The organism is Pseudomonas sp. D1-1 (genome assembly GCF_051132225.1).
Lineage (GTDB): Bacteria > Pseudomonadota > Gammaproteobacteria > Pseudomonadales > Pseudomonadaceae > Aquipseudomonas.
This window is the reverse complement of record NZ_CP071676.1, coordinates 1161734-1183571: the sequence shown is the minus strand read 5'-3', so window position 1 is coordinate 1183571 and position 21838 is coordinate 1161734. Positions and strand designations below refer to the sequence as shown.

General features: G+C 63.3%; 18 protein-coding genes. 8 read left to right on the top strand and 10 right to left on the bottom strand.

Annotated elements, in window-relative coordinates; genetic code table 11:
- Positions 1-62: 62 nt before the first annotated feature.
- The 3 genes from J3P86_RS05190 to J3P86_RS05180 are packed head-to-tail and all read right to left on the bottom strand — an operon-like array spanning position 63 to position 1409.
- Entirely contained in the window at positions 63-272 is a 210-nt protein-coding gene (locus J3P86_RS05190; protein ID WP_434569683.1) for a DUF1289 domain-containing protein, read from the bottom strand.
- Positions 269-793 (bottom strand): gamma carbonic anhydrase family protein, encoded by a 525-nt coding sequence (locus J3P86_RS05185; protein WP_305496527.1) that lies wholly within the window; start codon positions 791-793, stop codon positions 269-271. Before J3P86_RS05185 ends, J3P86_RS05190 begins: the two co-directional genes overlap by 4 nt.
- Before the next feature lie 16 nt (positions 794-809).
- Positions 810-1409, bottom strand: coding sequence for a CoA pyrophosphatase (locus J3P86_RS05180; protein ID WP_434569685.1), 600 nt, complete (start codon positions 1407-1409; stop codon positions 810-812).
- A gap of 147 nt (positions 1410-1556) precedes the next feature.
- On the opposite strand from J3P86_RS05180, the gene J3P86_RS05175 reads away from it, so the two are divergent.
- Together J3P86_RS05175 and J3P86_RS05170 are read left to right on the top strand one after the other, a co-directional pair.
- Entirely contained in the window at positions 1557-2108 is a 552-nt protein-coding gene (locus J3P86_RS05175) for an NUDIX hydrolase (RefSeq protein ID WP_434699578.1), read from the top strand.
- A gap of 40 nt (positions 2109-2148) precedes the next feature.
- Positions 2149-2655 carry a L,D-transpeptidase family protein gene (locus J3P86_RS05170; protein WP_305496533.1) on the top strand — a complete coding sequence of 169 codons (507 nt, stop codon included), beginning with the start codon at positions 2149-2151 and terminating at the stop codon, positions 2653-2655.
- A 201-nt stretch (positions 2656-2856) separates the two neighbouring features.
- Here J3P86_RS05170 and J3P86_RS05165 read toward each other — a convergent pair whose 3' ends face one another.
- A complete protein-coding gene (locus J3P86_RS05165) occupies positions 2857-3165 on the bottom strand; it encodes a DUF6124 family protein (RefSeq protein ID WP_434625854.1) in 309 nt (102 codons plus the stop codon).
- 1652 nt (positions 3166-4817) lie between these two features.
- Between J3P86_RS05165 and J3P86_RS05160 the strand changes: the two genes are divergently transcribed.
- The 5 genes from J3P86_RS05160 to nagE are packed head-to-tail and all read left to right on the top strand — an operon-like array spanning position 4818 to position 11986.
- Positions 4818-5549 (top strand): GntR family transcriptional regulator, encoded by a 732-nt coding sequence (locus J3P86_RS05160; RefSeq protein WP_305496537.1) that lies wholly within the window; start codon positions 4818-4820, stop codon positions 5547-5549.
- A gap of 16 nt (positions 5550-5565) precedes the next feature.
- Complete coding sequence (gene nagA, locus J3P86_RS05155; RefSeq protein WP_434699577.1) at positions 5566-6672, top strand: N-acetylglucosamine-6-phosphate deacetylase; 1107 nt, start codon at positions 5566-5568, stop codon at positions 6670-6672.
- Positions 6653-7675 (top strand): SIS domain-containing protein, encoded by a 1023-nt coding sequence (locus J3P86_RS05150; RefSeq protein ID WP_434695749.1) that lies wholly within the window; start codon positions 6653-6655, stop codon positions 7673-7675. Before nagA ends, J3P86_RS05150 begins: the two co-directional genes overlap by 20 nt.
- Positions 7676-7728: 53 nt before the next feature.
- On the top strand, positions 7729-10242 hold the full coding sequence (gene ptsP, locus J3P86_RS05145) for a phosphoenolpyruvate--protein phosphotransferase (protein WP_434699576.1): 2514 nt from the start codon (positions 7729-7731) through the stop codon (positions 10240-10242).
- A 34-nt stretch (positions 10243-10276) separates the two neighbouring features.
- On the top strand, positions 10277-11986 hold the full coding sequence (gene nagE / locus J3P86_RS05140) for an N-acetylglucosamine-specific PTS transporter subunit IIBC (RefSeq protein WP_434699575.1): 1710 nt from the start codon (positions 10277-10279) through the stop codon (positions 11984-11986).
- A 335-nt stretch (positions 11987-12321) separates the two neighbouring features.
- Here nagE and J3P86_RS05135 read toward each other — a convergent pair whose 3' ends face one another.
- Both J3P86_RS05135 and purL read right to left on the bottom strand, forming a co-directional pair.
- Positions 12322-12633, bottom strand: a complete 312-nt coding sequence (locus tag J3P86_RS05135; protein ID WP_434699574.1) for an NGG1p interacting factor NIF3 — start codon at positions 12631-12633, stop codon at positions 12322-12324.
- Between the two features lie 4 nt (positions 12634-12637).
- Entirely contained in the window at positions 12638-16534 is a 3897-nt protein-coding gene (gene purL, locus J3P86_RS05130; protein WP_434625868.1) for a phosphoribosylformylglycinamidine synthase, read from the bottom strand.
- Positions 16535-16822: 288 nt separating this feature from the next.
- Here purL and mltF point away from each other — a divergent pair, with 288 nt between their 5' ends.
- Positions 16823-18283 carry a membrane-bound lytic murein transglycosylase MltF gene (gene mltF, locus J3P86_RS05125; protein WP_305496550.1) on the top strand — a complete coding sequence of 487 codons (1461 nt, stop codon included), beginning with the start codon at positions 16823-16825 and terminating at the stop codon, positions 18281-18283.
- Positions 18284-18465: 182 nt separating this feature from the next.
- Here mltF and pdxJ read toward each other — a convergent pair whose 3' ends face one another.
- The 4 genes from pdxJ to rnc all read right to left on the bottom strand — a co-directional run bounded on the left by pdxJ (position 18466) and on the right by rnc (position 21700).
- The gene (gene pdxJ / locus J3P86_RS05120) at positions 18466-19209 is read right to left on the bottom strand and encodes a pyridoxine 5'-phosphate synthase (RefSeq protein ID WP_434699573.1); all 744 of its coding nucleotides are present in this window, start codon (positions 19207-19209) and stop codon (positions 18466-18468) included.
- Positions 19210-19259: 50 nt separating this feature from the next.
- On the bottom strand, positions 19260-19943 hold the full coding sequence (gene recO, locus J3P86_RS05115) for a DNA repair protein RecO (RefSeq protein ID WP_434625873.1): 684 nt from the start codon (positions 19941-19943) through the stop codon (positions 19260-19262).
- A gap of 172 nt (positions 19944-20115) precedes the next feature.
- Positions 20116-21018, bottom strand: a complete 903-nt coding sequence (gene era, locus J3P86_RS05110; protein ID WP_072345611.1) for a GTPase Era — start codon at positions 21016-21018, stop codon at positions 20116-20118.
- Positions 21011-21700, bottom strand: a complete 690-nt coding sequence (gene rnc / locus J3P86_RS05105) for a ribonuclease III (RefSeq protein WP_030139612.1) — start codon at positions 21698-21700, stop codon at positions 21011-21013. Before rnc ends, era begins: the two co-directional genes overlap by 8 nt.
- Positions 21701-21838 lie beyond the last annotated feature (138 nt).

The window sequence follows — 21838 nt, the reverse complement described above, 5'->3', positions numbered from 1 at the left end:
AGCTTGATTTGGGGCCGCTGCGCAGCCCAGCGGGGATAAATCCCCTCGCCACAGTGAATACATCAAGGTTTTGCCGGCAACATCCACACCAACCCACTGGCCTTGGCCCGTTCGTGACACAACGCCAGAACGCCGCGCCGCTCTTCATTGTCCATCCGGCTCCAGCGGGTGATTTCCGCCACCGTGCGCTGGCAGCCGGTGCAGATGTCGTCATCATCCAGCGCGCAGATGTTCACGCAGGGCGAGGGAACCGGACGTTCAGCCGGGTTCATTGTTCTTGCTCGACCAAGTCGCGGGCATAACGCTGCGAGTTGTGCACATAGTGCGCCGCGCTGGCTTCGAGCATCTTCTTCTGGGCCTCGGTCAGCTCGCGCACGACCTTGCCCGGCGAGCCCATCACCAGCGAACCATCGGGAATCTCCTTGCCTTCGCCGATCAGCGAGTTGGCGCCGATGATGCAATTCCTGCCGATCTTCGCGCCGTTGAGGATCACCGCGTTGATGCCGATCAGGCTGTAGTCCCCCACCGTGCAGCCGTGGAGCATCGCGTTGTGGCCGATGGTCACGCCGGTGCCGATGGTCAGCGGAAAGCCCATGTCGGTGTGCATCACCGTGCCGTCCTGCACGTTGCTGTTCCTGCCGATCAGGATCAGTTCGTTGTCGCCGCGCAGCACGGCGTTGAACCAGACGTTGGCGCCTTCTTCGAGGCGGACCTTGCCCACCAGCGTGGCGTTGGGCGCAACCCAGCTCTGTGGGTGGGTTTCGACACGGGCATCGCCCAGGCGGTATTTCATGGAAGTCCTCGGGGCGTCAGGTATTGATGAAACTGTTGGGCGGTGTGTGCAGGTCGATACCGGCGTCGTACAGCAGGTTGACCAGCTCGACGATCATGATCGCCGTCAGGCCCCAGATCTTGTATTCGCCGAAGCGATAACTGGGCACGTACCAGCTGCGCCCCTGGTAATCGATGCGGTGGGTGTGTTCGCGCGGGTCCTTGCGGAAAAACTCCAGCGGCACGCTGAAGACCGCGGCGATCTCGGCATCGTTGGCCTGGTACTCGACGTAATCGGGAATCACCCCGACATAGGGGGTGACCTTGATGCCGTGTAGGGAAATCAGCGGGCTGAGAGGGCCGATCACTTCCACCAGGCCAGGCGGCAGGCCGATTTCCTCTTCGGCTTCGCGCAGGGCAGTGAAGATCAGGTCCGGGTCTTCCGGGTCGCGGCGCCCGCCGGGGAAAGCCACTTCGCCGCCGTGGGTCGAGAGCCCACTGGCGCGCAAAGTCAGGACCAGTTCCGGCTCGTCGCTGCGGGTGATCGGCACCAGCACCGCCGCTTCAGGGAAACGCCGATCGGTCTCCAGATCACGCGGCGTATGGTTGCTTACTCGATGCAGTAGCTCGTCCAGCATGAGACTTCTCGATTTATTCGCTGCCTAGCATCATGCACCAATCAGCCAAGCGGCCCAAGCCCCGGGACCACGTCATGTCGCGAAACGACAACTTGCCGATACCCGCCCGCACACGCCAAGATAGGCGCAGCCTCCAGGAATCCAAGCATGAAATTCTGCAGCCAGTGCGGTAACCCGGTGACCCAGCGCATACCCGAGGGCGACTCGCGCCTGCGCTTCGTCTGCGACACCTGCCACACCATCCATTACCAGAACCCCAATATCGTTGCCGGATGTGTACCGACCTGGGGTAGCAAAGTCCTTTTATGCCGCCGCGCCATCGAACCGCGCCGCGGTTATTGGACGTTGCCGGCGGGCTTCATGGAAAACGGCGAGACCGTCGAGCAGGCCGCCGTCCGTGAAACCGCCGAGGAAGCCTGCGCCCGGGTGCGAAACCTGAGCATCTATACGCTGATCGACGTACCGCACATCAGCCAGGTGCATGTATTCTTCCGCGCAGAGCTGGTCGACATTGATTTTGCCGCCGGGCCCGAGAGCCTGGAAGTGCAGCTGTTCGAAGAAACCGAGATTCCGTGGGACGAGCTGGCTTTCCGCACGGTGGGCCGTACCCTGGAATACTTTTACGCGGACCGACGGGCCGAGGATTTCCCGGTGCGATCCGAGTCGATACCGCCGCTGGCCCAGCCTGCCAATACCTGAACATCAATATAGTCGCGACACCTCTAGGGATATCGTTTTAATGCGCTGGTTGCTTGTCCTGTTTTGCCTGTCGTTCACCGCTGTGTCCCAAGCCGCCGCCGTGGGAACCTATAACGGCAAGGTCATTGAAAAAGTCCTGGTGCTGAAGTCCGCCCATCAATTGCAATTGATCAACGACGGCAAGCCGCTGAAGACCTATCGCATCTCCCTGGGCAAGGGCGCCAAGAAAGGCCCCAAGCTGATCGAAGGCGACAAGCGCACCCCCGAGGGTTTCTACTGGCTGGACTGGCGCAAGACCAGCGAGCGCTTCTATCTGTCGATGCACATTTCCTACCCCAACATCAGCGACGCCGCCCGCGCCCGCCGCGAAGGCGTGGAGCCGGGGGGAATGATCATGATCCATGGCACGCCGGATTCGGAGGAGAACCCGGAGCAGTTGTTCCATACGCTGGACTGGACCGATGGCTGTATCGCCATGCGCAATGTGGACATGCGTGAGGTGTGGAACCTGGTGCCGGATGGGACGATGATCGAGATTCGCCCGTAACTGCGCAAGGAGCCTTTGGTGGCGAGGGAGCTTGCTCCCGCTGGGCTGCGCAGCAGCCCCAAGACCCGACAGCGCGGTGTATCAGGCAGATTGAGTTGCTGGCCTTGGGGTCGCTTCGCAACCCAGCGGGAGCAAGCTCCCTCGCCACAGGGGGCCTGGCGTTCCCGCATCGTGCTAGGGATGAGGCCATTACTTATGGCATCAAATCCGAAGCTCGACCCGATCCAAGGCCTTGTTTGTCAGCAATTCCCCGAGCTCAATCATCTGCACCACTCCCAATGCTACGTGCCGTCGTGAGCCTTCGAGACTGAATGCCAGGTCGCTGAGCATTGCATTGGCCGAGGCCAGGGTTTCGCTGAGGTTGGCTAGCAGGGTTTCGGTGTCGATGCAGTCCGTCACGTTGAACAGTTGGGTCGAGGGTTGGGGTTCTGAGTCGCTGTCGTCCGGCTTGGGATTCTGGTCCATAGCGCGGTCGGCGGGGTTTGGCGGGTTTGGGGTTTCTTTGATCATGGTCTTGCTCCTAGAGATGGAGCTACCACCGAGTCTTCTCACGGACTGGAGGGTGGCAGCCGTACGCGGGGTGAGAATCCGGACTCTAGGAACCCGGCCACGCAGAAGCGTGCCCGCGCACAGCCGCCATAACATGATGCATAGGCGAAATGCGCCTGCACTTTATATGGTGGGCGCCTGTGCGCCTAGAGATGCTCGGATTCTCACGTCCGGTCGCTGAATTGGCAGCGACGCCCAAAGACTAGAACTGCTGCGGTCACGGCCGGTAATGGTTCCGCTTTTACAGCGGGTCACTTTTGGAAAGAGCGCCAAAAGTAACCAAAAACGCTCTGCCCCACCACTCGGCACCTCGCCAAGGCTCGGTGTCCCCTCACTCCGGCATTGCTCCGTGGGCCCGCCGCGAAGGGCCGTCCCTGGCCCAGCGCGGCTATCCCGGCATCCATGCCGGGATGCCCACTCCACAATGCCTGCGTTCGGCCAGCGTGGTTAACGGGGCGCCGAAATCAACGTCCGCCACGAGGCGGCCTGAAGCCGACCTGGTTTTGGTGGGACCGCACTCCTCCTGTGGGAGCGAGCCTGCTCGCGAAGAGGCCGGTACCGCCAACATCTTCATCGGCTGTGACATCGCCTTCGCGAGCAGGCTCGCTCCCACATTGGGTCTTCAGCAACTACAAAATTTGCGTAGGCCACAGCCCCTGTGGAGCGAGCCTGCTCGCGAAGAGGCCGGCACATCCAGCCTCTTCATCGACTGACATTCCGCCTTCGCGAGCAAGCTCGCTCCCACATTGGATCTTCAGCAGCTACAAAATTTGCGTACGCCACAACCCCTGTGGGAGCGAGCTTGCTCGCGAAGAGGCTGGTACAGCCAACATCTTCATTAACTGAAAGTCCGCTTTCGCGAGCAGGCTCGCTCCCACATTGGATCTTCAGCAGCTACAAAATTTGCGTACGCCACAGCCCCTGTGGGAGCGAGCTTGCTCGCGATGAGGCCGGCACATCCAGCCTCTTCATCGACTGACATTCCGCCTTCGCGAGCAGGCTCGCTCCCACAGATGGATCGAAGTACCACCGCCAAAGACAGGCCGGCTCTTGCTCTTGCCGTGCTTTTGACTTTGATCTCAGCGCCCCGTTAACCACGATGGCCGAACGCAGGTATTGTGGAGTGGGCATCCCGGCATGGATGCCGGGATAGCCGCGCTGGGCCAGGGACGGCCCTTCGCGGCGGGCCCACGGAGCAATGCCGGAGTGAGGGCACACCGAGCCCAGGCGAGGTGCCGAGTGGTGGGGCAAAGCGCTTTTGGTTACTTTTGGCGCTCTTCCAAAAGTGACCCGCTGTAAAAGCGGAACCATAAGTAGCCATCACCGCAGCAACGGATATACACGCCGCCCCCTCCGGTCGCAAAAAAAATAAATATCAAATCCCCTAATTTACAACCCATGCATACCACTGCCCTCCTGAAACCACCACCCAACGCCGTACGCTCACGAACCCTCCTCCGCCCGGCAATACCACTTAAAGCCAACCCCCTCGAAACACCCCATAAACGCCCAAAAACCAACCAGATCCCACGTTGACATGGTATTCAAGTGGTATTAGTTTCCACCCCACTTACCGAGCGACAACGCCCACAAAAACCGCATCGGACACCCCCATGAACGACATCCAGACCCTGCGCCCTGACGATACCCAACCCACCCCGCTCTACCTGCAACTGGCCCGCAACCTGGAAGCCGCCATCCACGCCGGCCAATGGAAAGCCGAGCAGGCAATGCCGTCCGAGCGCAGCTTGAGCGAACAACTCGGCATCTCCCGGGTCACCGCCCGCAAAGCGCTGGAAGTGCTGTTCGAACAAGGCCTGATCCGCCGTAACCAGGGTTCGGGCACGTTCATCACCCCGCGCCTGGAACAACCGCTGTCACGCCTCAGCGGCTTCAGCGAAATGCTCCGGCTCAAGGGCTTCGTGCCCGGTTCGCAATGGCTGGAGCGCGAGATCACCCCGCCGACCCACGAAGAACTGATCCGCCTGGGCCTGTCGCCCACCGACAAAGTCGCGCGGCTCAAGCGCCTGCGCAAGGCCGATGACACGGTCATGGCGATTGAAATGAGCACGCTGCCGGCATCGATCATTCCCAAGCCACAGGCGGTGGGCGATTCGCTGTACGAGTTCCTCGATGGCATTGGCAAACCGGTCGTTCGCGCGCTGCAGCACATCCAGGCGATCAACGCTTCCGATGAATTCGCCGCCCTGGTGGGCATCGCCCCCGGCACCGCGATGTTGCTGATGACGCGGGTCGGCTACCTGGAAGACAACACGCCCATCGAAGTCACCGACACCTATTGTCGCAACGACTACTACGACTTTGTCGCCGAGCTGCGGCGCTAGAGACCAGAGAATTCCCATGTCCGAAGACAACATCCTCACCGCCAACGGCTGGATACGCGGCCGCCTGGTCCACGAACACGGCAAGGTCGCGGCCATCGAAGGCCAGCCCTGCGACCCGGCGAGCAACGACCTGCCCTATCTGCTGCCCGGCTTCATCGACCTGCATGTGCACGGCGGTGGCGGCAAGGACATCATGGAGGGCGCGACGGCGTTCGAGACGATCGCCCGAACCCACGTGCGCTTCGGCACCACGTCGCTGCTCGCCACCACCATGACGGCACCGAGCGAAGAAATCGCCGGGGTGCTCAAGGCCCTCGGCGAATACTGCGAACAGCGGCCCGGCGGCAGCGCGCGGGTGCTCGGCGTGCATCTGGAAGGGCCTTATATCAACCCCGGAAAACTCGGCGCCCAACCGAATTTCGCCCACACCGCGTTGATGGCGGAAGTGGAGGCTTATCTCGCCCTGGCGCCGATCCGGGTGATCACCATTGCGCCGGAAATCGCCGGGCACGATGCCTTGATCCGCGCCCTCAGCGCCCGCGGCGTGCGCATGCAGATCGGCCATACCCTCGGCAGCTACGAAGAAGGCGTCGCGGCGCTGGCCGCCGGGGCCAGCAGTTTTACCCATTTGTATAACGCCATGAGCCCGCTGCATCACCGCGAACCGGGCATCGTCGGCGCGGCGCTGGCCCATGCGCAATATGCCGAATTGATCCCGGATCTGCTGCACGTTCACCCCGGGGCCATGCGCGTGGCCTTGCGTTCGATCCCGTGCCTGTATTGCGTCACCGACTCGACGGCCGCCGCCGGGATGCCCGACGGCGAATACAAGCTGGGCAGCCACACCGTGACCAAATGCCTGGGCGGCGTGCGGCTGGCCGACGGCACGCTGGCCGGCAGCACCCTGACCATGGACCAGGCCCTGCGCAACCTGGTGAAGATCGGCCTGCCCATCGCCGAAGCCTCGCAACGCCTGTCGCAATTTCCCGCCGATTATCTCGGCCTGCCCGAACGCGGACGCCTGCGCCCCGGCGCCTGGGCCGACTGTGTGCGCCTTGACCGTTCCCTGAACCTGACCGACGTGATGGTCGAAGGAGAAGCCATTGTCTTCCAGAATGCTTGAAGAGGCCCTCGCCTCGTCCGATGCCGTCGAGCGCCAGTTGCAGCGACTGGATCCGGCCCTGCAGGAAATCGCCGGACGCCTGCGCCGCCAGCCGCCGCAAGTGGCGATGACCGTCGCCCGGGGCAGCTCCGATCATGCCGCCAGTTACTTCGCCTACCTGACCATGCAGCACCTGGGCTTGCCGGTGGCGTCGTTGCCCATGTCGGTGGTAACCCTGCAACAGGCGCCGCTCAAGGTCAGCGGCCAGGTGGCCTTTGCCTTTTCCCAATCCGGGCAGAGCCCCGACCTGGTGAACAGCCTGCGTCTGTTGCGCAAGCGTGGCGCGCTGAGCGTGGCGATGGTCAACGCCGAGGATTCGCCGCTGGAGGCTGCCTGTGAATTCAGCGTGCCGCTGTGCGCCGGCGTCGAAAACAGCGTCGCCGCGACCAAGAGTTTCATCGCCACCCTCAGCGCCAGCACGCGGCTGGTGGCGCACTGGAAGGACGATTCCGAGTTACTGGAGGCTGGCCGCGCGTTGCCCGAAGGCTTGCGCGACGCCGCGCGCCAGGATTGGAGCCCGGCCGTCGAGGCCCTGCGCGACTGTACCCGGTTGATGGTGATCGGCCGTGGCGCCGGGTTCGCCATCGCCCAGGAAGCGGCGCTCAAATTCAAGGAAACCTCGGCGATTCAAGCCGAGGCCTTCAGCAGCGCCGAAGTCCGTCACGGGCCGATGGCGCTGATCGACGAACACTATCCGCTGCTGGTCTTCGCTCCGCGGGGAGCCGAGCAGGCCGGCGTGTTGAGCCTGGCCGCCGACATGCGCCAACGCGGCGCGCGGGTATTGCTGGCGGCCCCCGATGACATTGCCGAACGCGACCTGACGCTGTCCCGCGCCGAACACCCGGCCCTGGACCCGATCCTGGCGATCCAGAGCTTTTATGGCATGGCCGCCCGGCTGGCCGTGGCCCGAGGCCTGGATCCGGACCAGCCACGGCACTTGAGCAAGGTCACCCGAACCCACTGAGCCGACGGCGTCTTTTAACGCAAGGCCAACCCGATTTCAAAGAGAGCGAGCCCATGCCCAATAACAATAAAGAGCTGACCCTCAGCGCCCCGCTCAGCGGTCCGCTGCTCACCCTCGCCAACGTCCCGGACGCGGTGTTCGCCAGCGGCGCGATGGGCGACGGGATTGCCATCGACCCGCTGAACGACACGCTCTACGCACCCTGTGACGGTGAGGTGATCCACGTCGCTCGGACCGGCCACGCCGTGACACTGCGGGCCGACAACGGCGCCGAACTGCTGCTGCACCTGGGGCTGGACACCGTCGAGTTGCAGGGCGACGGGTTCTCGATGCTGGTCAAGCAAGGCGCCCGGGTCAGCAACGGGCAGGCGTTGCTGCGCTATGACCTGGACCGCGTGGCACTGCGCTGCAAAAGCCTGGTGAGCCTGCTGGTCATCACCAATGGCGAGCGCTTCCAGGCACGGCCCATCACCCTCAAAGCGGTCAAGGTCGGCGAGCCGTTGCTGCATATCGTCGCCCGGGCGGCGGGCGAAACCCGCAGCGATGAACCGCAGGTCGGCATCGAAGTGTCCGGCCAGATCCGCATCGTCCATCGAGGTGGCCTGCACGCCCGCCCCGCCGCCCTGGTTCGTCAGACGGCGCAACGCTTCAAGAGCCGCTCGCACCTGCATTTCGGCGACCGCTCGGCGCCGTGTGACAGCGTGATGGGCATGATGGGCCTGGCAATCACCGAGCAGGCCGAAGTCCATGTCAGTTGCCGCGGCAGCGATGCCGAAGCGGCGTTGCAAGCGTTGTTGAAGACATTATCCACAGCCTTGGCCGAAGAGGTTCACGCCGACACGCCACGGGTCCAGGCGCCGAACCATGCCGCCGAGGATGGCGTGCTGCAGGGTGTCTGCGCCGCACCCGGCCTGGTCACCGGCCCGCTGGTTCGATTGGAGGGCATTCAATTGCCCGAGGACCCCGGTGGTCACGACGTTGAAGAACAACGACAACGGCTGCGCCAAGCCCTGGAGCAGGTCAGCCGCGACATCGGTGTTACGTTGGAAAACGCCAAGGCCCGGCACCACGCGGATGAGCAGGCGATTTTCAGCGCTCATCTGGCGCTGCTGGAAGACCCGGTCCTGCTGGACGCCGCTTACCTTTCCATTGATCAGGGTTGCGCGGCGGCCCACGCCTGGAGCCGCTCCATCGACGTGCAGTGCCAGGTGCTGCGGCAATTGGGCAGCACGTTGTTGGCCGAGCGCGCCAATGATCTGCGCGACTTGCGTCAGCGGGTCTTGCGGGTGTTGCTTGGTGAAGCGTGGCAATTCGACGTGCCGGTGGGCGCGATTGTCGCCGCGCAGGAGCTGACCCCCTCGGACCTGCTGCAACTCGGCGCCCAGGGCGTGGCCGGCGTATGCATGGCCGAAGGCGGCGCGACGTCCCACGTAGCGATCCTGGCCCGGGGCAAAGGCCTGCCCTGCCTGGTGGCGTTGGGCGAGGCGCTGCTCGAACAGGCGCCGGGGCGAACGGTGGTGCTGGACGCTGACAATGACCGCCTCGAACTCACGCCCAGCGCCGAGCGCCTGACGCAGGTCCGCCAAGCCCAAGCCCAACGCGCCGCCCTGCGCACCTGGCATCAGTCCCTGGCCCACACGCCGGCGCGAACCGTTGATGGGGTCGATGTCGAAATCGCCGCCAACGTCGCTTCCAGCGCCGAAGCGGGCGAGGCCTTCGCCAACGGTGCCGATGGCGTCGGTTTGTTGCGCACCGAATTTCTTTTTGTCGACCGTCACACGGCCCCCGACGAAAGCGAGCAACGCCAGGCCTATCAAGCCGTGCTCGATGCCATGGGCGACAGGCCGGTGATCATCCGCACCATTGATGTCGGCGGCGACAAGCAGCTGGATTACCTGCCGCTGCCGGCCGAAGCCAACCCGGTGCTCGGCCTGCGCGGCATACGCCTGGCCCAGGTACGCCCGGAATTGCTCGATCAACAGTTGCGCGCCCTGCTGCAGACCCGTCCGTTGAATCGCTGCCGAATCCTGTTGCCAATGGTCACCGAAGTCGACGAACTGCTGCACGTCCGCCAGCGCCTTGATGCCTTGGGCACCGAGCTGGGCCTGGGCGAGCGTCCGCATCTGGGGGTGATGATCGAAGTGCCGGCCGCCGCCCTGCTCGCCGAGCAACTGGCCGAGCACGCGGACTTCCTGTCCATCGGCACAAACGACCTGTCCCAGTACACCCTCGCCATGGATCGCGACCACGCCGGCCTCGCCGCCCGGGTCGATGCCCTGCACCCGTCGCTGTTGCGGCTGATCGCCCAGACCTGCGCCGGCGCGGCCAGGCATGGACGCTGGGTCGGCGTGTGTGGCGCCCTGGCTTCCGATCCCCTGGCGACACCGGTGTTGATCGGGCTGGGTGTACGGGAGCTATCGGTCAGCCCGCCACAGATTGGTGAAATCAAGGACCGCGTGCGCCACCTCGACGCTGCCCAATGCCGCCGCATCAGTACCGATTTGCTGAATCTGCCGAGCGCCGCCGCTGTGCGCCAGGCCTGTCACCAACACTGGCCTCTGGGCTGAGCCACGTCGAACAACAACAAAAAGGAGAGACGCCATGTACCAGCATTTCATCGAAGGGCTGCAACGCCTCGGCCGGGCGCTGATGCTGCCCATCGCGATCCTGCCGATTGCCGGCCTGCTGTTGCGCCTGGGTGACACGGACCTGTTGAATATCGCCATCATTCACGACGCCGGCCAGGCGATCTTCGCCAACCTGGCACTGATTTTCGCCATCGGCATTGCCGTGGGCTTCGCCCGGGACAACAACGGCACCGCCGGGCTGGCCGGGGCGATCGGCTACCTGGTCATGATCGCGACGCTGAAGGTACTCGACGCGACCATCAACATGGGCATGCTCGCCGGGATCATCAGTGGCCTGCTGGCCGGCGCGCTGTACAACCGTTTCAAGGACATCCGGTTGCCGGAGTACCTGGCGTTTTTTGGCGGCCGGCGTTTCGTGCCGATTGTCACCGGTTTCAGTGCCGTGGGCCTGGGCGTCGTGTTCGGTCTGATCTGGCCGCCGATCCAGCATGGCATCAACGGCTTCGGCGAACTGCTGATGGCCAGCGGCAGCTTCGGCGCGTTCGTGTTCGGCGTGTTCAATCGGCTGCTGATCGTCACCGGCCTGCACCACATCCTCAACAACATGGCCTGGTTCATCTTCGGCAGCTTCACCGACCCGGCGACCGGCGCGGTGGTCACCGGTGACCTGACCCGCTATTTCGCCGGCGACCCCAAAGGCGGCCAGTTCATGACCGGCATGTTCCCGGTGATGCTCTTCGGCCTGCCCGCCGCGTGCCTGGCGATGTATCGCAACGCCCTGCCCCAGCGGCGCAAAGTGATGGGCGGGATCCTGCTGTCGATGGCGCTGACCTCGTTCCTGACCGGCGTCACCGAGCCGATCGAATTCGCCTTCATGTTCCTTGCGCCGCTGTTGTACCTGGTCCACGCGCTGCTCACCGGTCTGTCGATGGCGGTGACCAACCTGTTGGACATTCACCTGGGCTTCACCTTTTCGGGTGGTTTCATCGACATGGTGCTGGGCTGGGGCAAATCCACCAACGGCTGGCTGGTCGTCCCGGTGGGCCTGGCGTACGCGCTGATCTATTACCTGGTGTTCGACTTCTGCATCCGCCGCTTCGATCTCAAGACCCCGGGGCGTGAAGAGATGCCGGCGGGCGACAAACCGGTCATCACCGAAAACCAGCGAGCCGCAGCCTACATCCAGGCGCTGGGCGGCGCCGACAACCTGATCACTGTCGGCGCCTGCACCACTCGCCTGCGCCTGGACATGGTGGACCGCAACAAGGCGTCCGACGCCCAGCTCAAGGCCCTCGGCGCCATGGCCGTGGTTCGCCCGGGCTATGGCGGTAGCTTGCAGGTGGTGGTCGGGCCGATGGCGGACAGCATCGCCGATGAAATCCGCCTGGCATTGCCCTCCTCCGAACAGACGGCCCCTGTCGCTGTACTGGATAGCGTTGAACCGTCACCACAGGTCGGCGCTGTCGAAGCACAGAAATGGCTGGATGCCTTGGGCGGCAATCACAACGTGGTGCAACTGGATTGCGTGGCGATGAGCCGGTTGCGGGTGCAATTGGCCGATGGCAAGGGATTGTCGGAAAGCCAGCTAAAGGCGCTTGGCTGCCAGGGGGTCAGCGCGCTGGAGGATGGCGTGTGGCATTTGTTGCTGGGGGAAAAAGCGCCCGGGGTGTGGCGGGCGTTGGAGGCGGTGGTGGTGAGTCGTAAGGCGGATGTCAAAGCCTGATCTTTCATTGCCTGGAAGTACGCCATCGCGAGCAAGCTCGCTCCCACAATGGATTTTTTTGATGTGCAGATATTTGTGATTCACACCCTACCCTGTGGGAGCGAGCTTGCTCGCGATGGGGCCGGCACAAGCAACATCAAATATCCGATACACACAATCCCCGTGGCGAGGGAGCTTGCTCCCGCTGGGTCGCGCAGCGGCCCCGGTTTTTTGCGACTGCTACGCAGCCGAGCGGGAGCAAGCTCCCTCGCCACGGGATTTGCGTACACCGAATCGCAGCCAATAAAAAACCCGCTGAATCAATCAGCGGGTTTTTCATTTCGGCCTGAGGAGGATCAGAAATCCTCCAAGCGCCACACTTCATACGCCGGTGTCTCGTAGGGGTGGCTCTGCTTCAGCGCCTCCACCACAGGCCGGATCAACCCGTCGGCCACTACCAGCTCCACCTTCCATTCCTCGACCTGCTCGACGTGCCCCGCCTCGCCAATGAACGGCTGGCTGCCGTCCAAGGGGCGAAACTGGCCCAGGCCCAGCACTTGCCAGGCGCAGTGGTCATACGCGCCGATCCGTCCGCCACCGGCGGCGAATACAGCGCTTTTGACCACCTCCACATGGCTGGCCGGGACGAAAAAGCAGAGTTTGTACACCGCCTCAGTTCACCCAGACGCGCGCGTTGCGGAACATGCGCATCCATGGCGCGTCTTCGTTCCAGTCGTCCGAACGCCACGAGTTCTGCACCGCGCGGAATACCCGCTCCGGGTGCGGCATCATGATCGTGACGCGGCCGTCGCGGCTGGTCAGGCCGGTGATCCCGCGTGGCGAGCCGTTCGGGTTGGCCGGGTAGGTCTCGGTGACCTTGCCATGGTTGTCGACAAAACGCAGCGACACACAACCGGACAGATCGGCTTCAAGCAATGCTTCTTCGCTTTCGAATTCCGCATGACCTTCGCCGTGGGCAATGGCGATCGGCATGCGCGAACCGGCCATGCCCTGCAGGAAGATCGAGTTCGACTCCTGCACCTGGACCATCGCCACGCGCGCTTCGAACTGCTCGGAGCGGTTGCGCACGAAGTGCGGCCAGAACTCGCTGCCCGGGATCAGCTCGTGCAGGTTGGACATCATCTGGCAACCGTTGCACACGCCGAGGGTGAAGCTGTCGGTGCGCTCGAAGAAGCCCTGGAACGCGTCGCGGGCGCGGCTGTTGAACAGCGCCGACTTGGCCCAGCCTTCACCGGCACCCAGCACGTCGCCGTAGGAGAAGCCGCCGCAAGCGACCATGCCCTTGAAGTCGTTCAGGTCGACACGGCCGGCGAGGATGTCGCTCATGTGCACGTCGATCGCGTTGAAGCCGGCGCGGTCGAACGCCGCAGCCATTTCCACCTGGCCGTTGACGCCCTGCTCGCGCAGGACCGCCACTTGCGGACGAATGCCTTTCTTGATGTAAGGCGCGGCCACGTTGTCGTTGACGTCGTAGCTGAGCTTGGCGCTCAGGCCCGGGTTGTCTTCTTCCAGGATTGCGTCGAATTCCTGCTCGGCGCAGTCGGCGTTGTCGCGCAGGCGCTGGATCTGGTAGCTGGTCTCGGCCCACTGGCGCTGCAACAGGCGGCGCTGGCCTTCGAAGACGGTGTCGCCGTTGAAGGTGATGTTGATGTGGGCGTTGTTGATCGGCTGGCCGATCACCGAGACGCACTCGGCCAGGCCGGCGGCGCTGAATTGGGCGAGGATATCCGGGGTGGCGTCCTGGCGAACCTGGATCACCGCACCGAGTTCTTCGTTGAACAGGATGGCCGGGATTTCGCTGGCCGATTCGGCCACGCTGTCCAGGGTCAGGTTCAGGCCGCAGTGGCCGGCGAAGGCCATTTCCATCACGGTGGTCAGCAAGCCGCCATCGGAACGGTCATGGTAGGCCAGCAGATGACCGTCGGCGTTGAGGCCCTGGATCACGGCGAAGAACGCCTTCAGGTCTTCGGCATCGTCGACGTCCGGCGCTTGCGAGCCGAGCTTGCCATGCACCTGGGCCAGGATCGAGGCGCCCATGCGGTTCTGGCCACGGCCCAGGTCGATCAGGATCAGATCGGTGGTGCCCTTGTCCATGCGCAGTTGCGGGGTCAGGGTCTGGCGGATGTCGGTGACCGGGGCAAAACCGGTCACGATCAGCGACAGCGGCGAGGTCACGCTCTTGTCCACGCCTTCATCGTTCCAACGGGTGGCCATGGACATGGAGTCCTTGCCCACCGGAATGGTGATGCCCAACTCAGGGCACAGCTCCATGCCGACAGCCTTGACGGTGTCGTACAGGCGGGCGTCTTCACCAGGATGGCCGGCGGCGGACATCCAGTTGGCCGACAGCTTGATGTCGGAGATCCTGCCGATGCGCGAGGCCGCGATGTTGGTCAGGGTCTCGCCGATCGCCATGCGGCCCGACGCCGGGGCGTCCAGCAGCGCCAGCGGGGTACGTTCGCCCATGGCCATGGCTTCGCCAGTGTAAACGTCGAAGCTGGTGGCGGTCACGGCCACGTCGGCCACCGGCACCTGCCATGGGCCGACCATCTGGTCGCGCGCCACGAGGCCGGTGATGCTGCGGTCGCCAATGGTGATCAGGAAGCTCTTGCTCGCCACGGCCGGGTGATGCAGGACGCGCTCGATGGAGTCGGCGATGTCGAGGGTGGACGGATCGAAATCATCCCCCAGCTCGGCTTCGCGGACGGCCGAACGGTGCATGCGCGGGGCTTTGCCCAGCAGCACTTCCAGCGGCATGTCCACCGGGCTGTTGCCGAAATGACTGTCGGTGACGGTCAGTTGCGGCTCGGCGGTGGCTTCGCCGACGACCGCGAACGGGCAGCGCTCACGCTCGCAGATCGCCTTGAAGCGCTCGAAGTCGGCCGGGCCGACCGCCAGGACGTAACGTTCCTGGGATTCGTTGCTCCAGATTTCGTGCGGGGCCATGCCCGGCTCGTCGTTCGGAATGTTGCGCAATTCGAAGCGACCACCACGACCGCCGTCGTTGACCAGCTCCGGGAAGGCATTGGACAGGCCGCCCGCGCCGACGTCATGGATGAAGCTGATGGGGTTCTGCTCGCCCAGCTGCCAGCAACGGTCGATGACTTCCTGGCAGCGGCGTTCCATTTCCGGGTTTTCGCGCTGGACCGAGGCGAAGTCCAGGTCCGCCGAGCTGGTGCCGGTGGCCATGGAGGAAGCGGCGCCGCCACCCAAGCCGATCAGCATGGCCGGGCCGCCGAGGACGATCAGCTTGGAGCCGACCAGGATCTCGCCCTTCTGTACGTGTTCGGCGCGGATGTTGCCCATGCCGCCGGCGAGCATGATCGGCTTGTGATAGCCACGAACCTCTTCACCGCGCGGGGTGTTGATGGACTGCTCGAAAGTACGGAAGTAACCGGTCAGGGCCGGACGGCCGAATTCGTTGTTGAATGCCGCGCCGCCGAGCGGGCCTTCGATCATGATGTCGAGGGCGTTGACGATGCGCTCAGGCTTGCCGTAAGGCTTTTCCCACGGCTGTTCAAAGCCCGGGATCTGCAGGTTCGACACGGTGAAGCCGGTCAGGCCGGCCTTGGGCTTGGCGCCACGGCCGGTAGCGCCTTCGTCGCGGATCTCGCCACCGGAACCGGTGGACGCGCCCGGGAACGGGGCGATGGCGGTTGGGTGGTTGTGGGTTTCGACCTTCATCAGGATGTGCACCGGCTCCTGGACCGCACCGTACTGGCGGGTCTCAGGGTTCGGGTAGAAGCGACCGGCAACGTTGCCGACGATCACCGCCGCGTTGTCCTTGTAGGCCGACAGCACACCTTCGTTGTGCATCTGGTAGGTGTTCTTGATCATGCCGAACAGGCTTTTTTCCTGGCTCTGACCGTCAATGTCCCAACTGGCGTTGAAGATCTTGTGGCGGCAGTGCTCGGAGTTGGCCTGGGCGAACATCATCAGTTCGATGTCGTGCGGGTTGCGCTGCAAGCCCTGGAAGGCGTCGACCAGGTAATCGATCTCGTCTTCGGCCAGGGCCAGGCCCAGCTCGGCGTTGGCTTTTTCCAGCGCGGCGCGGCCACCGCCCAGCACGTCGATAGCGGTCAGCGGCTTGGGTTCGGCATGGCTGAACAGGCCGGCGGCCTGCTCCAGGTTGCCCAGAACGACCTGGGTCATGCGGTCATGCAGGCCATCGGCAATCAGTTGGGCCTCGGCCTCGCTGAACTCACCGGCGACATAAAAGGCAATGCCGCGCTCCAGACGCTGGATTTTCGCCAGGCCGCAATTGCGCGCAATATCACTGGCCTTGCTCGACCACGGCGAAATGGTGCCGAAACGCGGCAATACCAGGAACAGACGACCGGTCGGTTCCTGGACGGGAACGCTGGGGCCGTACTTCAGAAGGCGCGCGAGCACCTGCTGTTCGTCGCCGGTCAAACCGCCGGTGACTTCGGCGAAGTGAGCGAATTCAGCATACAAGCCACTGACAGCCGGAACGCATCGGCTCAGTTGCTCAAGGAGTTTGCTGTGGCGAAAGGCAGAAAGGGCAGGAGCGCCGCGCAGGATCAACATCTTCGGGACAGCCTCGGGAAGGGGGTGTGCTTTGAGGCCGTGCATTCTAGCCTAAACCGCTGGCAACGGCACCCGAAACGCTACGTGCGATGCCAGCCGGACGTCGGTCATCCCTTGGACGGCTGCAGCCAGGCGTCATTGGGATAATTCAGCGGAGTTATTTTTTTCCGGCGCAACCGCCGCCGCACGCCGGCCCGCCTGTGTTGCGGACACGTTTTGCAACCTCTAGCAGACTGGCCTTTTGCTGTCGATATATGGCGGTCGAGGCCGTTTGCGTATACTGCGCAGATGTTTTCCCCAACGGCTTTGCGTCCGCGGTACGCCAGATGGCTGATCGCAACCGGACTCTTCCTGGTGCTCAGTGGTTGTGTTGAGAAACCCAACACACTGGAGCGCGTAAAGGAGGATGGCGTGCTGCGGGTGGTTACCCGGAACAGCCCCGCCACCTACTTCCAGGATCGCAATGGTGAGACCGGCTTCGAATACGAGCTGGTGAAGCGCTTCGCCGAGGATTTGGGGGTCGAGCTGAAGATCGAGACCGCTGACAACCTTGACGACCTGTTCAGCCAGGTCGGCAAGCCCAATGGCCCGGTGCTGGCCGCGGCGGGCCTGGTCAGCAGCGAACAGCGCAAGAAACAGGTACGGTTCTCCCACGCCTACCTGGAGGTTACCCCGCAGGTCATCTACCGCAACGGCCAGTCCCGCCCCACCGATGCGGCCGCCCTGGCGGGCAAGAAGATCATGGTGCTCAAGGGCAGCTCCCACGCGGAGCAGCTCGCGCAGTTGAAACAGCAGTATCCGGGAATCGAATACGAGGAATCCGACGCGGTTGAAGTCGTCGACCTGCTGCGCATGGTCGATGAAGGCCAGATCGACCTGACGCTGGTGGATTCCAACGAAGTGGCGATGAACCAGGTGTACTTCCCTAACGTGCGCGTGGCGTTCGACCTCGGCGATGCCCGCAGCCAGAGCTGGGCGGTGGGCCCCGGCGAAGACAACAGCCTGCTCAACGAAATCAACGCCTACCTCGACAAGGTGCAGAAGAACGGCACGCTGCAACGCCTCAAGGACCGCTATTACGGGCACGTCGACGTCCTCGGCTACATGGGCGCGACCACCTTCGCCCAGCATCTGCAGCAACGCCTGCCCAAATACGAGCAACACTTCAAGACCTACGCCAAGAAGGAAAAGGTCGACTGGCGCCTGCTGGCTGCCATCGGCTACCAGGAATCGCTTTGGCAACCGACGGTCACCTCCAAGACCGGCGTGCGCGGCCTGATGATGCTGACCCAGAACACCGCCCAGGCCATGGGTGTGTCCAACCGCCTCGATCCGAAGCAGAGCATCATGGGCGGCGCCAAGTACCTGGCCTATATGAAGGAGCAACTGGACGAGAGCATCGAGGAGCCGGACCGCACCTGGTTCGCCCTCGCCGCCTACAACGTGGGCAGTGGTCACCTGGACGACGCGCGCAAGCTCGCCGCCAAGGAAGGGCTGAACCCGAACAAGTGGCTCGACGTGAAGAAGATCCTGCCGCGCCTGTCCCAGAAACAGTGGTACAGCAAGACCCGCTACGGCTACGCCCGGGGCGGCGAACCGGTGCATTTCGTGGCGAACATCCGTCGCTACTACGACATCCTCACCTGGGTGACGCAGCCACAGCTCGAAGGCGACCAGGTAGCCGAGGGCAACCTGCATGTACCGGGCGTGGACAAGAGCAAGCCTAACCAGGAATCTCCACAGCTCTAAACAGCTGCCTTCCCCACAGTCTTGCTTGGTTTATCCACAAGTTTTATGTCCATCCAGCGCCCCTGTGGGAGCGAGCTTGCTCGCGATAGCGGTCTGTCAGTCAACATTCATGTTGAATATCAGGCCCTCATCGCGAGCAAGCTCGCTCCCACAGTTTTGATTGGGGCGCTTACTCGGTGGGATCAGGGTCGGGCAGCCGCCAGGATCAACGCTTTCATCTCCGCCACAGCCGACTTGAACCCGACAAACAACGCATGGGCCACCAGCGCGTGGCCGATGTTCAGCTCGTTGATGCCCTTGATGGCCGCGACGGCTTCAACGTTGTGGTAATGCAGACCATGGCCGGCATTGACGATCAGCCCCTGGGCCAGGCCGAAGCTGACGCCGTCGGCGACCCGCTGCAGCTCATCGGCCACGTCCTTAGGTGTCTCGGCGTCGGCGTAACGGCCGGTGTGCAGCTCGATGGCCGGCGCACCGACACGCTTGGAGGCTTCGATCTGCCGTTCATCGGCATCGATGAACAGCGAGACCTCGGCACCGATCTTCGACAGGCGCTCCACCGCCAGGCTGATCCGCGACTCCTGCCCCGCTACATCCAGGCCGCCTTCGGTGGTCAGTTCCTGGCGCGTCTCCGGAACCAGGCAGATGTGCGCCGGACGGATGCGTTCGGCGAACGCCATCATTTCCTCGGTCACGCCCATTTCAAAATTCATGCGAGTCTGCAGCACATCCTTGAGCAGCAGCACGTCGCGTTCCTGGATGTGTCGACGGTCTTCGCGCAAGTGCACGGTGATGCCATCGGCGCCCGCCTCTTCGGCGTCCAGCGCGGCCTTGACCGGGTCCGGGTAACGCGTACCACGGGCCTGGCGCAGAGTGGCGACATGGTCGATGTTGACGCCGAGAAGAATGCGATTGCTGGTACTCACGAAAAGCGCTCCTGAATGGACAGAGATTCGGCCCACAGCATACGGGGAGATCAGGGCTTGCGAAACAACTCGCGACTGACCAGCGGCCGGCCGCCCAGATGAACCGCCAGGGCCTGGCGCATCAGCCGCTTGGCCGCCGCCAGCGCGCCAGGCGCTGTCCAGTCGGCTTGCGCCATGGCCAGCAACTCGACGCCGTTGAACAGTCCCGGTTGCAGCAGGTAGACCCGCTCCAGGCCTGCATCCACTTGCAGGCGATACAGACCGTCGGCCGCAATAGGATCGCCGTGCAGGTCGGCGTCCAGGGCAAAACCGTAGCCCAGGTCATCCAGCAGGCGCCATTCGAAAGAGCGCAGCAATGGCTCCAAGGGTCGACCCTCGGCCAGGGCCAGCAACGTGGCGGTGTAATGGTCGAACACGGCGGGATGGGGATCTTCGGCGGGCAGCAGGCGGATCAGCAATTCGTTGAGGTACAGGCCACTGAACAGCGCTTCGCCATTGAGCCAGGAGGCGACGCCATTGCTTTCCATGCGCCCGACATTCTTCAACTCACCCCGGCCGCGAAACTCGACTTCCAGCGGCACGAACGGCCGCGCCAGGGTCCCGGCCTTGCCCCGAGCCCCCCGCAACACCGCCCGCAGCCGCCCTTGAGGCGTGAGGAAGTCCACCAGGGCGCTGCTTTCGCGGTAGGCGCGGCTGTGGAGGACGTAGGCGGATTGAGCGGTGGGTTGAGACATCGAAGTCACAGTTCTCGATGAGCGAGCACAATTTTATAAACACCCCGAAACCAATGTGGGAGCGAGCTTGCTCGCGATAGCGGTCTGTCAGTCAACACAGATGTTGAATATCAGCCCCTCATCGCGAGCAAGCTCGCTCCCACAATGGTTCTCGGTATATCCAGTCAGATAATCAGAGGTCGCCGTAACCCAGCGAGCGCAACGCCCGCTCGTCATCGGACCAGCCACCCTTCACCTTGACCCACAGGTTGAGCATGATCTTGGAGTCGAACAGCAGCTCCATGTCCTTGCGCGCCTCGGTGCCGATGCGCTTGATGCGCTCGCCCTTGTCGCCAATGATGATTTTTTTCTGGCCGTCACGCTCGACGAGGATCAAGGCATGGATGTGCAGGGTCTTGCCCTGCTGCTTGAACTCTTCGATTTCCACCGTGATCTGGTACGGCAGCTCGGCACCCATCTGGCGCATGATTTTCTCGCGGACCAGTTCGGCGGCGAGAAAACGGCTGCTGCGGTCGGTGATCTGGTCTTCGGGGAAGAAGTGATCGTTTTCCGGCAGGTGCTCGGCGATTACCCGCTCCAGCGCGTCGAGGTTGTGACCGTGCTGGGCAGAGATCGGGATGATCTGGGCATTCGGCAACTGCTCTTGCAACCAGCTCAGGTGCGGCATCAGCTCGGCCTTGTCTTCGATGCGGTCGGTCTTGTTCAGCGCAACGATCAAGGGACCGGTCACGTACTGGACACGCTCGAGGACCATCTGGTCTTCTTCGGTCCACTTGGTGCGGTCGACCACGAAGATGACCACGTCAACGTCCTTCAACGCCGCCGAGGCCGTCTTGTTCATGTAGCGGTTCAGGGCCTTCTCGCCGCCCTTGTGCATGCCGGGCGTGTCGACGTAGATCGCCTGTACGGCGCCTTCGGTCTTGATGCCGAGCATGTTGTGGCGAGTGGTTTGCGGCTTGCGCGACGTGATCGCCAGCTTCTGGCCGAGAATGTGGTTGAGCAATGTCGACTTGCCCACGTTCGGCCGGCCAACGATGGCGACATAGCCGCAGCGGGTGACGGTTGTATCAGTCATTGCCATTCTCCACGCCCAGGGCGATCAGTGCTGCAGCGGCCGCTACCTGTTCGGCAATACGACGGCTGACGCCCTGGCCTCGGCTTTTTTCATTCAATAGGACCACTTCGCATTCGACGAAGAAGGTTCGGCAATGCGGCTCACCCTGGATATCCACCACTTCGTAGCGCGGCAGTTCGCAGCTGCGCGACTGCAGGAATTCCTGCAAGCGCGTCTTGGGATCCTTGTTGGTGTCCACCAGCGTCAGGCTGTCGATCTCGGAAGTCAGCCAGGCCAGCACCCGCTCGCGGGCCATTTCCATGCCGGAATCCAGATAGATCGCGCCAATCAGCGCTTCCAGGGCATCGGCCAGGATCGATTCGCGACGAAAACCGCCACTTTTCAACTCGCCGGAGCCCAGGCGCAGGTAATCGCCCAGGTCAAAACCACGGGCCAGTACCGCCAGGGTCTCACCTTTTACCAACCGTGCACGCAAACGCGACAACTGGCCTTCCCGCGCCAGGGGGAAGCGTTCGAACAACGCCTCGCCGGCCACGAAGTTGAGGATGGCATCGCCGAGGAATTCCAGGCGTTCGTTGTTGCGCCCGGCAAAACTGCGGTGAGTCAGGGCCAGGAGCATCAGCTCCTGATCCTTGAAAGTGTAGCCGAGCTGACGCTCGAGACGGCTTAGAGAAACGCTCACGGTTTACCCACGCTGAGTTCGTGGCTGGATTCCACCGCCACGGCGACTGAGTGCCGTTGGCTTGGGACAATTAACGCTGTGTTCAAAAATGACGTCCTGACTATCGTTGGCTTCATGCCTTCGGGCAACCTTGTGCAG